General features: G+C 55.5%; 10 protein-coding genes and 1 pseudogene. 5 read left to right on the top strand and 6 right to left on the bottom strand.

Translation table 11 applies throughout. From position 1 onward, the window contains the following. Positions 1–110 precede the first annotated feature (110 nt). Positions 111–1,622: a nucleobase:cation symporter-2 family protein gene (locus tag HU773_RS19310; protein ID WP_186626189.1), complete on the top strand. Its 1,512-nt coding sequence runs from the start codon at positions 111–113 to the stop codon at positions 1,620–1,622. A gap of 134 nt (positions 1,623–1,756) precedes the next feature. On the opposite strand, the gene HU773_RS19305 is transcribed toward HU773_RS19310, so the two are convergent. The 6 genes and pseudogenes from HU773_RS19305 to HU773_RS27490 form a co-directional block, all read right to left on the bottom strand. Further along, the gene (locus HU773_RS19305) at positions 1,757–2,509 is read right to left on the bottom strand and encodes an alpha/beta fold hydrolase (protein ID WP_186626188.1); all 753 of its coding nucleotides are present in this window, start codon (positions 2,507–2,509) and stop codon (positions 1,757–1,759) included. Positions 2,510–2,650: 141 nt separating this feature from the next. Beyond that, on the bottom strand, positions 2,651–3,274 hold the full coding sequence (locus HU773_RS19300; RefSeq protein ID WP_128592905.1) for a hypothetical protein: 624 nt from the start codon (positions 3,272–3,274) through the stop codon (positions 2,651–2,653). Between the two features lie 209 nt (positions 3,275–3,483). Further along, complete coding sequence (locus HU773_RS19295) at positions 3,484–5,820, bottom strand: TonB-dependent siderophore receptor (protein WP_225923811.1); 2,337 nt, start codon at positions 5,818–5,820, stop codon at positions 3,484–3,486. Positions 5,821–5,965: 145 nt separating this feature from the next. Next, positions 5,966–6,901, bottom strand: a complete 936-nt coding sequence (locus HU773_RS19290; protein WP_081044291.1) for a FecR family protein — start codon at positions 6,899–6,901, stop codon at positions 5,966–5,968. Positions 6,902–6,906: 5 nt separating this feature from the next. Further along, positions 6,907–7,404 carry an RNA polymerase sigma factor gene (locus tag HU773_RS19285; RefSeq protein WP_225923810.1) on the bottom strand — a complete coding sequence of 166 codons (498 nt, stop codon included), beginning with the start codon at positions 7,402–7,404 and terminating at the stop codon, positions 6,907–6,909. A gap of 826 nt (positions 7,405–8,230) precedes the next feature. Beyond that, positions 8,231–8,642 (bottom strand): annotated as a pseudogene (locus HU773_RS27490) (transposase); the annotation flags it as partial. Positions 8,643–8,921: 279 nt separating this feature from the next. Here HU773_RS27490 and fimA point away from each other — a divergent pair. The 4 genes from fimA (at position 8,922) to HU773_RS19265 (ending at position 14,437) form a co-directional block, all read left to right on the top strand. Further along, positions 8,922–9,482 carry a type 1 fimbrial major subunit FimA gene (gene fimA / locus HU773_RS19280; protein WP_057960263.1) on the top strand — a complete coding sequence of 187 codons (561 nt, stop codon included), beginning with the start codon at positions 8,922–8,924 and terminating at the stop codon, positions 9,480–9,482. Between the two features lie 489 nt (positions 9,483–9,971). After that, a complete protein-coding gene (locus HU773_RS19275; RefSeq protein WP_225923809.1) occupies positions 9,972–10,682 on the top strand; it encodes a fimbria/pilus periplasmic chaperone in 711 nt (236 codons plus the stop codon). 123 nt (positions 10,683–10,805) lie between these two features. Continuing rightward, a complete protein-coding gene (locus tag HU773_RS19270) occupies positions 10,806–13,436 on the top strand; it encodes a fimbrial biogenesis usher protein (protein WP_057960262.1) in 2,631 nt (876 codons plus the stop codon). Between the two features lie 23 nt (positions 13,437–13,459). Then, on the top strand, positions 13,460–14,437 hold the full coding sequence (locus tag HU773_RS19265; RefSeq protein WP_169989658.1) for a fimbrial protein: 978 nt from the start codon (positions 13,460–13,462) through the stop codon (positions 14,435–14,437).

The raw sequence follows: 14,437 nt of genomic DNA, 5'->3' as shown, positions 1-14,437 counted from the left end.
GTAACGTCGATAGCAGGTATCTTGTGGAAATGATTGTATACAACTCTATGGACATCCAATCTTTCTATTGCATACAGTGAGCGCACAACAAAAACAGAGATCCCCTCACCATGACTATCCCGAAGGCGTCACCGCAACGGCCAGAAGATGAGAATCTTGGCGTCGCTGCCAACATGGCTTACGGCCTGCAGCATGTACTGACCATGTATGGCGGCATCGTGGCCGTGCCGTTGATCGTCGGCCAGGCAGCCGGGTTATCCCCCGCCGACATTGGCCTGTTGATCGCCGCGTCGCTGTTTGCCGGTGGCCTGGCTACGCTGTTGCAAACCCTGGGCCTGCCGTTTTTTGGCTGTCAGTTGCCCTTGGTGCAAGGGGTGTCGTTTGCCGGTGTGGCGACCATGGTGGCGATTGTCGGCAGCGACGGCGCGGGCGGTGTGCCGGCGATCCTGGGCGCGGTGATGGCCGCGTCGCTGATCGGGTTGCTGATCACCCCGATATTCTCGCGAATTATCAAGTTCTTCCCGCCGTTGGTGACCGGAATCGTGATTACCACCATCGGCCTGACGCTGATGCCGGTCGCCGCCCGTTGGGCCATGGGCGGTAACAGCCGCGCCGCTGACTTTGGCAGCATGCCGAACATCGGGCTGGCGGCCATCACCCTGGTGCTGGTGCTGGTGTTGAGCAAGGTGGGCAGCGCCACCATCTCGCGCCTGTCGATCCTGCTGGCGATGGTGTTTGGCACATTGATCGCGGTATTCCTCGGCATGGCGGACTTCTCCACCGTGACCCAGGGCCCGATGATCGGCTTCCCCACGCCGTTCCACTTCGGCATGCCGACCTTCCATGTAGCCGCGATCCTGTCCATGTGCATCGTGGTCATGGTGACCCTGGTGGAAACCTCGGCGGATATTCTGGCGGTGGGCGAGATCATCGACACCAAGGTTGACTCCAAACGCCTGGGCAACGGCCTGCGTGCCGACATGCTGTCGAGCATGTTTGCGCCGATCTTCGGTTCGTTCACCCAAAGCGCCTTCGCGCAGAACGTCGGCCTGGTGGCGGTGACCGGGGTCAAGAGCCGCTATGTGGTGGCCACGGGTGGTCTGTTCCTGGTGATCCTTGGCCTGCTGCCCTTTATGGGCCGAGTGATTGCGGCAGTGCCCACTTCGGTGCTGGGCGGCGCCGGGATCGTATTGTTCGGCACCGTGGCGGCCAGTGGGATCCGCACGCTGTCCAAGGTCGATTACCGTAACAACATGAACCTGATCATTGTTGCCACCTCCATCGGTTTCGGCATGATCCCCATCGCTGCGCCGAGCTTCTACGATCAGTTCCCCAGCTGGTTTGCGACCATCTTCCACTCGGGGATCAGCTCCTCGGCGATCATGGCGATCCTGTTGAACCTGGCGTTCAACCACTTCACAGCCGGCAACTCGGACCAGCAATCGGTGTTCGTCGCCGGCACCGAGCGCAGCCTGTGCTTCCAGGATGTGGCGGCACTGCGGGACGGGGATTATTTCAGCAAGGGCAAATTATTTGATGCCGAGGGCAAGGAGATCCCGGTGGTGGATGCATCACCGCAGAAAGCGACGGTGGCGGGGCGGGCTGAAACCAGCGAGGTGTAACGCCACAAAAAACTGAATGTGGCGAGCTTGTGTGGGAGCGGGCTTGCCCGCGATAGCGGTGGGTCAGTTGATCACTATTTGACTGACACTCCGCCATCGCGGGCAAGCCCGCTCCCACATTGGATTTGTGGTGTTTAGAAGACCGTTGGCGAGCACACCTCATCCAAAAACTTCACCACTGTGCCCATGCACGGCTGACGCTCCTCCACATGGGGCATATGGCTGGAGTCTTCAAACAGCGCTCCGCGCACATCGCCGATTTCATCGAGGAACGCTTTGAATTCCAGGGAAGCGGCCTGGTCGTGGCGCCCGGAAATCACCAGGGTCGGCACCTTGATCTGCGACAACCGGCCAATGTCGAGGGGGCCATGCAAGGCGTTGTACACCGTAGGGTCGGCCGCCATCTGCGCGAAGGTGCGTGCCACTTCTTCGGGCCACGGGTTGATCCGGCACAGGGGCTGGTCATCGAAGCCGGCCGCCAGGTTGGCAGCGATAAAGGCGCACAGGCCCCGGGGTTGGCGAATCGCGTGTTCACTGCCGAGTCTGCCGCCCCAGGCGTGCCCGAGAATCGCGTAATGGTTGTGGATGTGCAGATGGTCGAGCAGGTTGTCCAGCTCTTCGAGAAACAGCTCAAGCGTCCAGAAATCTGCGGGCTGGTGGGGCAGGTGGGTGGAGTGGCCATTGCCCAGTTGGTCATAGTGAATCACCGCATGCCCACTGGCTGCCACGTCCTTGAAGGCGTCCAGATAGTCATGGGTACCGCCGGGGCCGCCGTGGAGGATGATCAGTGGGGCCTTGCCGCTGTTGAGGTTGCCGGTCACGCGATACCACGTCTGGTAACCGCGAAAGGCTGCATAGCCTTGGCGGGTCTGTTCGATGAATTCCATTTCCGGCCCTGCCATCAAAAATTGGTCGGGTACACGATAGTTTGAACAAAACGTTTAAGTAACTGGCAAAACGGCTAGGTTTTCGTGGCGAGTCGGCAAGGCCCTGGCGGGTGTTCATCGACAGGCCAGCTAACAGTGCTGTTAGTCGGACAGCAGTTTGCTCAGGGCGCCTATATCCATCGCTTCATTGATCGTCACAGGGGCCGAAAAGGTAAAGCGCTCCTTGTAGAGCGATTCATATTCCATATCGGCAAACACTTCATTCTCTTGCAGGAAAAGACTGAGTTGAAACAGGCAATAGCCCCCAAATTGTGTGCTCTTGGTCGGCGATAGGATGGCTATCTCATTGCCGGGCCTGACAGCCGCACCCTCGGTGGGCCAGCCTTTGGAGAAGCACTCGGGTTTTAGCCGGGCTTTTTTCAACACGGCTGGCCAACGACTGTCACCCAGACCGTCGAATTGTTCACCACCCACCCGGATTTTGAATGAGGTGATGATGCCGGGCCCGATACCTTCGTTGGAAAGATACAGGCCTGCTTTTTCTGCGGTCAGGTGGGGGGTGACCATCAGATACGGCCTGACAGACAGCCGGTTGTGCTCACGCATCAGGTCCAACTGCCAGAAGGAAATCGACGCGGCGGCAATGGAAATCACCACGGCCGCCAGCGAGAGGACTGTGCCGGAGGAGAACCGGGGCTTTTTCGGTGTCAGGGTAGCGGTGGGGCGACGGGGTTTGAAAAGGGGATGGTCATGCTTCTTTTTCACGGGGCGACGTCCTGTCGGGAGGGTTGCAAGATAAATCTCGGGCAAGAAAACCTGCATGTCTGCAGGCTGCTGCTGGCGTGGGGCTCACGACCTGAACTCGAATATACAGACAGGGCATTGATGCCCCACCGGAGGATGAGGTCACAAGCGTTTTTATACCGGCCGGGCCACGGCCGGATCCTTCCCTGGATCTGGCGACAAACGGCTGTTTAGAAGCTGTAGCGGGCGGTCAGTTTCACATTACGGGGGGCGCCGTAGATGTCGTACGGGGTATAGCCGCCATTGGCTACGCTGCTGTAGTAGGTGCGGTCAAACAGGTTGTTGAGGTTGAGTTGCAGGTCCAGTTGCTCACTGGCCTTGTACCCTGCCACCAGGCCGACCACCGTGTACGAGCCCTGCTGGTTTTTCCAGGCAGTGGCGCCGGTGCCGCCCGAGGTGCGGATGCGGCTCTGCTGGTAGACATCACCGCCAACGCGCCAGCGCTGCAGCTCACCGGGCAGGCTGTAGATTGTCGACAGCTTGAACAGTTGGCGCGGTTTAGCGCGGTCGAAGTCCTCGCCCTCGCGGGCGGCGTTGGCGTCGTTGACGTATTTCGTCTGGGTGTAGGTGTAACCGGCGGACAATTGCAAGTCGTCGGTCAGGGCGCCCTGGATTTCCAGGTCAATGCCCTTGCTGCGCACCAGGCCGGCAGCCTCAGAGCATTCACTGGCGGGGCCCGAACCGCAGCCTTTGAAATCGGGCAGGTCCTGGGCGCGATTCTTCTGATCGACCTGGAAAACCGCCATGCTGGCGTTCAGCGCGCCATCAAAATATTCGCCCTTGATGCCCACTTCGTAGTTCTCGCCCACTATCGGTGCGATCACTTTTCGGTCGAGGCCTTTGTTGCTCTGGGGCTTGAAGATATCGGTGTAGCTGACATAGACCGAGTGATTGGCGTCCAGATCGTAGACCAGGCCGGCGTAGCGGGTCAGATTACGCGTAACCTTGTAATTGCCTTCACTGTTGGCGCTGTCTTCGAACGCGTACCAGTCCAGGCGGCTGCCGAGAATCAGCGACAGTGGCTCGGTCAAACGCAGGCGGGTGCTGGCATAGAAACTGTCTTGAGTGGTGGTCTCTGGCAGGCCGTTGTCGCCCCTGACGTAATCGGGTTTGGCGTGACCCCGAGGGTCCCACTCGAAGGGATTGCTGCCCGTGTCGATGAACGCGCTCCAGGCCTTACCGGAACGATAATCCAGCTCGCGCCGACTGAGGCCGACCGTCAGGTCATGCTCTTGCCCGAGCACCTGGAAGGGGCCGCTGAGTGCCAGGTCGTAGCCGGTCTCCTTCTGCTCCATGGCTTCTGTCCATAGATAGTGGCGATCGTAATCCCACACCGAAGAGGCCAGCACGTCGGTGTCGGTCTTGGACTGCATGGCTGCCAGGCGCAGCTTCCAGTCGTTGGCCAAGCCTTGCTCCAGGGTCGCGAAATAGCCAGTGGTGCGATTGTCCGAGTATTCCCAGTCATGCCCCAGGAAGGTGTCGCGTGGCAGCCCCAGATGACCGCCGCCACGTGCCATGGGCAATCCGCCCCAAATGTAGTTGGTGTGGTTCTTCTGCCGGTAAGCCCCGAGTGTCAGGGTGGAGTCATCGCTCAGGTCGGCGTCGACCACGCCGTAGAACAGATCGGCATCACTCTCCACCGAGTCTCGGAAGCTTTTGGCGTCTTGCCGCGAGACCACGGTGCGGGCGCGCAGTGTGCCGTTTTCATTGAGTGGGCCGCCGACATCCAGGGTGCCGGAGTAATCATCCCAACTGCCGGCACTGCCGGTGAGCGTGGCCTGGAATTTATGGGTCGGGCGCTTGCGCACCAGGTTGATGGCGCCAGCAGGGTTGCCCGCGCCCTGGGCCAGTCCGCTGGCGCCACGAACGATCTCGACCCGGTCATACATGGCCAGGTTGGCTTCTCCGCTGGGCAGGTAGGTCAGGAAGCTGGTGGGAAAACCGTCGTACATGATGTTGTCGATGTCGAAGCCGCGCGCACTGAACGTCGGCCGGCCAGCCCCGCCGGAGTTATTGAGAAAAATCCCCGGCGCACTTTTGGCGACATCGCTGATGCTGGTCATGGCCTTGTCGTCCATGCGCTTGCGCGTGACCACGCTGACCGACTGCGGTGTTTCGCGCAAGGTCAAGGGCAGCTTGGTGGCAGTCTGCATGGCCCCGGTGGTGTAGGAACCGGTGTTCTCGGTCATTTCGCCCAGTTCCTGACCGACGATTGCCGTTGCCCCCAATTGCAGGGGGCCGCTCGATTCAGGGGCTTTCTCCAGCATCACGCTATTCCCACCGGTAGCCCGCCAGGTCAAGCCGCTGCCTTGCAGCAGTTCAGCCAATGCGGCCTCCGGTTCTTTGGAACCGACGACCCCAGGGCTGTGCTTGCCCAATACCAACGTGCCATCGAATATCACCTGTAAACCGCTTTGAGCGGCCAGGCGGTTCAGTGCGCCTGCCAGGGGTTGCGGTGCGATATCGAATGAGTGGGGGTCGGCAACCGCCAGGCCGGATATCAGCATGCACAGCATTGTCAGTGGGGTTACGGACAAAGATTTGACTCGCAAACCTTTAGGTAACGGATGGTGCATCGGAGCTCTCCCTAATACGAATCATTATCGCTATAGGGAGGGAAGACGGGTGACACGCCCATAACCGTAAAAATAGTTAAGTTTTGGGTGAAACCACCAGCAGGTAGTTCGTGTAGCGCTCGATTCTGAGTGGGAAGACCTTCTCCAACGTGGCCAAGCCCTCGTCCAAATGATCGAGTTGAAAGGTGCCGCTGACCTTGAGCGCGCCCAGGCGCGGGTCTCGTATTATGAAAATCCCCGGCCGATAGCGTTCGACCTGCTCCAACACCTGCGCCAGTGGTGTCAACTCAAATACCAAGCGACCCTGCTCCCACGCCAGACTCTTGTCGACATCCACGCGCTGCTTGGCGCCCAGGCCGTCGGCACGTCCGGCAACGGTCTCGCCAACGCCCAGCGTCACCGTGTCAGGTCCGTCGGTGACGGCCACACGGCCGCGGCGCACCGTGACATCAACGTGTTCGCCCTCACGGCGCACTGCGTAGATCGTACCCAGGGCCGTTGCGTTGAAGGCACCAGCCTGCACACTGAAGGGGCGCTGCGGGTCCGGCGTTACATTGAACAGGGCCTCGCCCTTGCGCAGGGTAATGCGCCGCCCATTGCCCGTGAGATTCACATCGACAGCGCTGTTGGCATTCAGGGTGATGTGCGAGCCATCAGCAAGGACGACCTGTCGACGCTCACCGGTGCCAGTGTAATAGTCCGCATCCAATGCCATGCGTTGCATCCACGCCACACCAAGACCGAGCACCAACGACGCCGCGATGCCCATCGCCCACATTCGCCGCAAAGATGGTCGTACTGCAGCAGGAGGCTCGGCCAGATACGCACTTAAACACCACACCCGCCGCGCCTCGACAAAAGCCCGCTGATGCTCCGGTGCCTGCTCGCACCACGCCCGTGCCTCTGCCCGATCAGAGGGCAGCGCCGAACCCGAGGTGAGGCGAATCACCCATGCATGGGCAGTGCGCTGAACCTCGGTAACGGACGGGGTGGTGTCGGGTTGATCGTGCATACCGGCTATCGTTGTAGGCATTGGCTGAGAAAGCCGAGCGCAATGGCTAATTGTTTTTCAACCGTACTGGTCGAGACTTGCAGTTGCAAAGCCACTTCTTTGTGGGGCAGGTTTTGCAGCCGACACAACGTAAATATTTGCTGGCACTGGGCAGGTAAACGGTGCAGGGCGTGGGCCATTGCCGCGAGATCTTGTTGTGCAACCACGACATCGAACAGCGCCGGGCTTTCACCTGTCACTTCGTAAAGATAGCCCATGCCTTCGTCGAGGTGCTCTCGGGTTTGCCTGCTGCGTGCATGATCAATGGCCAAGTTTCGAGCAATTTTAAAGATAAAACCGCGAAGATTGAGCACCGGCTTGCGCGGCGGCTGACGGAGCAGGCGGAGGTAGGTTTCCTGAGTCAGATCGGCCGCAGCCTCAGGATTTCGCAACTGGCGATGAAGAAACGAACGCAACTCGCTGGCATGGGCCCGGAAGGCCAGCTCAAGCTCGTCGGTGGTCATGCTCGACATTGGCAGGGGTCACGCAGCGGAAAGTCATGCACTTTAATGATAATGTTTCGTATTAACAATGTTTTTTTGGGGCTGCCATTTGAGTGGCCGGCTACTGAGAGTGGTGGCTTGGGAATGCAGGTGAGGCAGATGATCGGGCTGCGTTGGCGATCAGTTCGTAAGCGCCGCCAGATACCTCATGCGTTAAGGTATAAAACGACGACTGAATCGTGCGGCTCTTAATTTTAGTCCCACTCCTATTTGTTTCTTTTTTTACCCTGATAAGATTTTTCCTGAGATGGCCTTCGCAAGTTTTCAGCATGATCATGAATGCCGCCGCGTTCAACGAGCTCAGTGCGTTACGTTTAATTACGTTGGCGTCCGATGCTGCGTGCGCACATCGGCTTGCTTCTAGGGGGGCAGTGCTTTGGAGTCCCGTACCTAGCTGGCATGGACGGCAGGAGGGTGGCCAGTCATTCGTGATTGAATGCGCGGTGCCAGGACAGTAGTGTAAATACTTTATTGTGGGGGGCGTCGGCTGGGAAAGTCTCTGTATGTTTTCGATGGTTTAGCGGCGGCTTGATCATGTTAAAGATTTTTGTGAGCATTTTAATTAGAGGCCATCACGGCTCTCGTGTTTTGTTTGGTGTCTTTGTCAAAGAGGAAATATCTTCAGAGTTACGACCACTATCGGTACCACGCATCCAATCAGGTACTGCTTTCTTGAGTTGGATTGGATTCTTTAACTACGAATTAAAGCTTTAGGTCACCACCTTCTTGTGGTGGGTCTTTGGAGATTGGATTTTGTTGGTTTGGAAAGCCAGTGGAGGGGTTAGAGATTGCGCGCTCCTTCCACGTTATTGGCCAAGCTTGAAACATGAATGATAGTAGAATCGACGAGGGTGTCCTGGCGCAGCGACAGGTCTTTTCTTGCAAGTAGCCGGTGATGGCTACAAGGGTTGCAGGGGCGAGCCTATACTTCTTCAGTAAGCGCTGAACGCTTATGATCGTCGGTTTCGTAAAGAGCTTCTTCCATGGCTGGATCACTCAGGAATAACCAGTTCTGTGACGGATGAATAAATGCATGGTCTCAATTTTATGCCGCCGCCGGCCTTGGGCTAGAAAGTCTCGATCAGCCCCAATAGGTCTGCCTAGGGCGTAACTATATCCATCTCGGCGAGGAAACATTTGCGCCGTGTTTACTTGAGTTTATCGGCGTACTCACAATCAGAAAAGCTTATCTGGTTCATGGCTGACTCGGATCAGTTAGTTGTGCGTATTTCGGCATGTCCTCGAACTTGATCGGGGATTTTACAGGGGGGGTGTCACACTATTAGTTGAGGGAGGAAGGGGTGGGTGAGTGTTTGCACTAGAATGAAATTTCGCTGTAAAAAAGGTGAATTTTCTACATTTCTTTTTCTTAGTTGTTAGGTAATATTTTTGAACTTGCTCGGTTTATCTCGCAAGTGCAGATTCATTTTGATTTTCCAAGTGTTTAAGCACTAATAACTATCCAGGAGCTAAAAAGCATGCGTATTAATTCTTCTGTACAGACTCTTGTGGCGGCGTCTTTGCTGATGTCCAGCATTGGTGTTATGGCCGCCCCGGTTCTGTCGAACGGTGGGACCGTACATTTTAAAGGTGAAATTGTTAATGCTGCCTGCTCGGTCAGTGCCGACTCAGCGGACCAGACAGTAACATTGGGGCAGTACCGATCTGCGAAGTTCAAAGCGGTAGGCGACAAAACTGGATTGGTTCCTTTCACTATCAAGTTGCAGGATTGTGACAGTACAGTTTCTTCCAAGGCTTCTGTGGCCTTCACTGGTACCGTTGATGCTGCTGACCCTAGCGTGCTTGCTGTCAGCAATATCGGTGGCGGTTCGTCCGGTGCAGCCGGCGGTGTGGGTATTGAAATATCCGATAGTCAGGGGGCAGTGTTAGTGCCCAATAGCGGGATGTTCTCTGCGTCTCACCAGCTGAAAGATGGCGACAACGTGTTGGCACTCAATGCGCGTTATAAGTCAACGCTTGCGGCAGTGACGCCGGGTGCGGCAGACGCAGACGCAACCTTTACCATGCAATACGAGTAATGCTTCTGTAGCACACGGATACTAAGGACGACAGTGCTGCCAGGGAAGGTGGCAGGGCTAATCGCATCTGGGGGTTGTTTTTGAGTGCTAAACACCGCTATGCGCGGCTCTGTTCTGTCGTTCTTTGACTGCTGTTGCTAGCAACAAATACAACGTACTGATCAATGGTGGGGTTGTTCATATCTGTGGTGCAATTACGGCGCAAGCCTGCGGTGTTTCGGCTGAGCGCGTTGTGCAAATTTCAGTATAGAGAGTGGTAAAAACTCTGCTGCCAGCGTCGGGCTGGCTAATTTTTGTAATGCCGGAAACGGCGTTGTGCCTAACGCTGCATCCGAGTCACTGGTTCTTCTGCGTGAGGGTGCGATGTTGTTTCGTTTTTCTGCTCGTGAGATGAACGGCGGTAACGCGAATACCTGTACCTGGTTTGCTGTTTCGTACCAATGATCGCTACCGGGCAGGCGTTGTACTTGTTAATTTAAAGGGGTTTTTGTGTTGATAAAGTACGCTTTACGCTTTCGCAATGTAACAGCTGGCTTAATTGTTATATTCAGCTCCTTTTACACCTTAACGGCACAGGCTGGTGGTGTTGCGCTGGGCGCAACGCGAGTTGTTTATCCGGCCGGCGCCAAACAAGTATCGCTGGCGGTGAACAACAGCGACAAAAAAAATCGTTTCCTGATTCAATCGTGGGTTGATGACGTTGCTGAGAAGAAGTCATCTGACTTTGTGGTGACGCCACCATTGTTTGTCAGTAAACCCAAAAGTGAGAATACCTTGCGCATCATGTATGTCGGCGCTGATTTGCCGAAAGACCGCGAAAGTGTATTTTGGCTAAACAGCAAGGCCATTCCTGCTGTTGAGCGTGACGATTTACAGGATAAGAACGTACTGCAGATTGCTATCTTGTCGCGGGTCAAGTTGTTTGTGCGGCCTGCCAATTTGCCTTCAACTGCTGCTGACGCACCTGGGCAATTGAAGTTCTCGCGTCAGGGCGAAGTGCTGAAAATTGAGAACCCATCGCCCTATTATGTTTCGCTCGTCAGTCTGGCGATCGGTACGCGTAACTTGCCAAATACTATGGTTCCGCCGATGAGCAACAGTAGTGTGTCGATTCCAGACAGTGCTTCAGGAGCTGTCAGTTACCAAACAGTAAATGATTACGGCGCCATCACGCCTGTCACAACGGTGCCATTGAAGTAATAAGTTTGAATTACATTGCCGCTCAATATTCTCACATGCTCAAGTAAATGATTTTCCATCGCTGCATGGAAACGTTTGAAAAGCGTCATGTTGCGCCGTGCTTTCAGGTGCTGGTAGGGGCTTATGCTAACGATTAATCTTAATAAATCTAAGTCTGCTGGCAGTGTTTTTTTTACGGTCAGCTTTTGCATGGCTTGCATTGTCAGTACCGCCACGAAGGCAGAGGAGTTCTTTAACCCGGCCTTTCTGTCTGGTGACCCAAATGCGGTCGCCGACCTTTCGCGTTTCGAAAAAGGTGAAGGGCAGGCTCCGGGCAACTACCGCGTTGAAATCTATTTGAATGATGAATATATGTCCACCCAGAACCTTTCGTTTGGAGCGCGCCATCGTGCATCAGAAGGCGAAGCGCAGTTGGATGACTCCGGGTTGAGTGCCTGCATTACCCGTGAGCATTTGGAGCGTGTGGGTGTGAAAGTTGAATCATTGACCTTGCTGCAAGGCGCTCTGCCGGATAAGTGCATCGATCTGGCGGCAGCCATACCCCAGGCTGGGGCGCGGTTCGACTTTGAAGGTCAGCGTCTGTACATCAGCATCCCACAGGCTGCTCTGAAAAGTAATGCACGGGGCTACGTTTCACCCGATGAGTGGGATCATGGCATTAACGCATTGTTGCTGAACTACAACTTTACCGGCAGCAACACCCGTAACAGTATGGGTGGGGGCAGCGCCAACTACGGTTTTCTGGGGCTGGATAGCGGTGTTAACTTGGGTGCCTGGCGTTTCCGTAACACGTCCAGCTTGATCTACAGCAACGGCTATGGACGCGGCACTAACGAATGGCAGAGCATCAGTACCTATGCGCAACGCACGATTGCACCCCTGAAGTCAGAACTGACGTTAGGTGATAGCTCTACCCCGAGTGACGTTTTCAACAGCTTGGGGTTTCGCGGCGCGCAATTGGCTTCAGATGACAACATGCTGGCGGACAGTTTGCGCGGGTTTGCACCTACCGTGAGAGGGATTGCCAACAGTAATGCCAAAATCACCATCAAACAAAATGGCTATGTCATTTATCAAACCTACGTCGCGCCAGGACCTTTTGAAATTAGTGATCTTTACCCTACCTCCAGCAGCGGGGACTTGAAAGTTACGGTGACCGAAGCTGATAGCTCGGAAAATACTTTCACTGTGGCTTACTCGGGAGTGCCAGTGCTGCAACGTGAAGGGCGGGTAAAGTATGCGCTGACGGTGGGGCAGTATCGCAGTAACACGATAGAACAGGGTAAACCAGGTTTTGGCCAAGGTACTGTTATCTGGGGCGGCCCGCATGGCATCACGCTTTATGGTGGCTCGCAACTCGCCAACAATTACACTGCCTTCGCCGTTGGGTCGGGGGTTAACCTGGGGACATGGGGTGCAGTGTCGGCAGATTTGACCCAGGCGAATAGCGTACTCGCCGATGACAGCCGGCATCAGGGGCAATCGTTGCGCTTTTTGTATGCCAAGTCGCTAAACCAGTTGGGCACAAACTTTCAATTGCTGGGCTATCGCTTTTCAACCCAAGGTTTTTATACGCTGGATGATACCAGTTACCGCCAAATGAGCGGGTACAAGGTGAATGCTCAAGATGGGCCGGTGGAGATAAAACCGACCTACCAGGATTACTTCAACCTCAATTACACCCGCAAAGGCCATACGCAAGTGAGCGTCACCCAGCAATTGGGGAATAAAGGCTCGGTATTCCTGAGCGGCAGCCGTCAGTCCTACTGGAACAGCGACAAAACCGATGATCTATGGCAGTTGGGATATAGCGGCTTTTGGCGCGATATCAATTACAACGTGACGTATAGCTACAATAAAAGCGCGAGCATGGGCGGTTCGGATAACCAGTTATCGTTGAACTTGTCTTTTCCGTTGGGTGACTGGCTGTCCAAGGGCGGCAAGAGCACCGACATTACCAGCTCCCGAAACACGATGTACGGCACTTATTCGGCTAATACCGATACACACGGTCAGATGACCCAGCGTGCAGGTGTAAGTGGTACTGCAACGGCGGATAACAACCTGAATTACAGCGTACAACAAGGTTACGGTGACCAGGGGGGCGCAAGCGGAAGTGCGAATCTGCGCTATCAGGGCGGCTATGGCAACGGCTCTGCCGGTTACAGCTACAACCGAAACTACCAGCAAGTCACCGTTGGGCTGAGCGGCGGTTTAGTGGGCCACGCCAACGGCGTGACCTTCAGCCAGCCATTGGGGGATACCAACGTGTTGATCAAGGCGCCAGGCGCCACTGGAGTCAAGATTGAAAACGCGACCGGCGTCAGGACCGACTGGCGCGGCTACGCGGTGATGCCTTATGCAACCACCTATCACACCAATCGAATCGCACTGGACACCACCTCGCTCAAAGACAATGCCGATCTGGACGAACCCGTCATGAACGTAGTGCCTACCCGCGGTGCACTGGTAAGGGCCGAGTTCATCACGCGCGTCGGTGTAAGAGCACTAGTGACTCTGGTGCAAACCAACGGCCAACCTGTGCCGTTCGGTTCTACCGTTGAACGGCAGGACGGCAAAGGCGGCAGCATCGTCGGTGAAAACGGTCAGGTTTATCTGGCGGGCTTGCCGCTCACGGGAGACTTGTCTGTGAGCTGGGGGCCGGGAACACGTCAGGCGTGTCACGCCCGCTATCAGTTACCCAAAAGCAGCGAAGGCAACGTCGTCAGTTACGCCAAAGTAGAGTGCCAGTGATGGTGGGGAGTAGGGTGGTAATCATGTTAAGCAGAGCGATTGGACTGTTGCTAATACTCAGTAGCGTCCCGGCAATGGCCGATTGTACTGGCTGCAATCAAGCAATCAATTTGACGCTGACTGAAACATTGGACAGCCATGCCAATGAGCCAGGGCAAACGAAGATCTCGTCAAACTTTACTGTGAACTCTTTTCAAATGGGCATGGGGGAGGGGCTAAAGAGCATCTCTTTCACAAGATTTAATAATTCTATGCCGCCTTACAACACCGCCCCTGATAACTGGGTTTATCAGCCGGTGGATGATTATCTTGCCGTTGCTGTTCGATTTCGCGGGGTTTGCGGATATTCTTACGCTCCCTTCAATCGGCCAGTTCTTGACACGAGTACCTGTCGGCCTGGTAAGACAGGCGATAAATTCGTAGATACGACTTGGGAAAGCTCAATAAAAATTACGCAAAAGATGGTAGGAGGGGTTTACCGGAAGAATTTGTTATTAGGTACTTGGGGAGCATGTGAGGGGGTATGCAGTGTTCAAAATGTTATTTTTGCAAAAGTGTATTTGAACTATAGCATTACCGTCCCTGAAAATTGCGTGCTCGATACGAATGACCTCGTGACGGTGGATTTTCCCAACAGCATCTCCACTGGAGCGTTCAAAACGGCCGGTGCCAAGGCAGAGGGGGTTAGTCCCGAGGTTCGATCCATTGCCCTGCAGTGCAGCAATATCAAGCAGCAGGCCAGCCTGACGATGCGTGTTCAAGCTGATGACGTCAGTGGCGATGCCATTGTCTCGACTAATCCGGACGTCGGCTTCGTGGTCACCGACAAGAGCGAAAAGCACCTGAGACCGAACTCGTTCAACAGCTTGATTCCATTTAAGCTGGACAACAACGGTAGCGCTAACGTCACCATCAAAGTCTTTCCGGTCAGTGTTACCGGGAAACCACCTGCGGAGGGGCCTGTTACCTCGCGGGCGTATCTTCGGGTTGACTATCAATAA

Source organism: Pseudomonas shahriarae, assembly GCF_014268455.2.
GTDB classification, from domain to species: Bacteria; Pseudomonadota; Gammaproteobacteria; order Pseudomonadales; family Pseudomonadaceae; genus Aquipseudomonas; species Aquipseudomonas shahriarae.
Note: the sequence above shows the minus strand (reverse complement) of the source record. Positions and strands in the feature narration are given on the sequence as shown.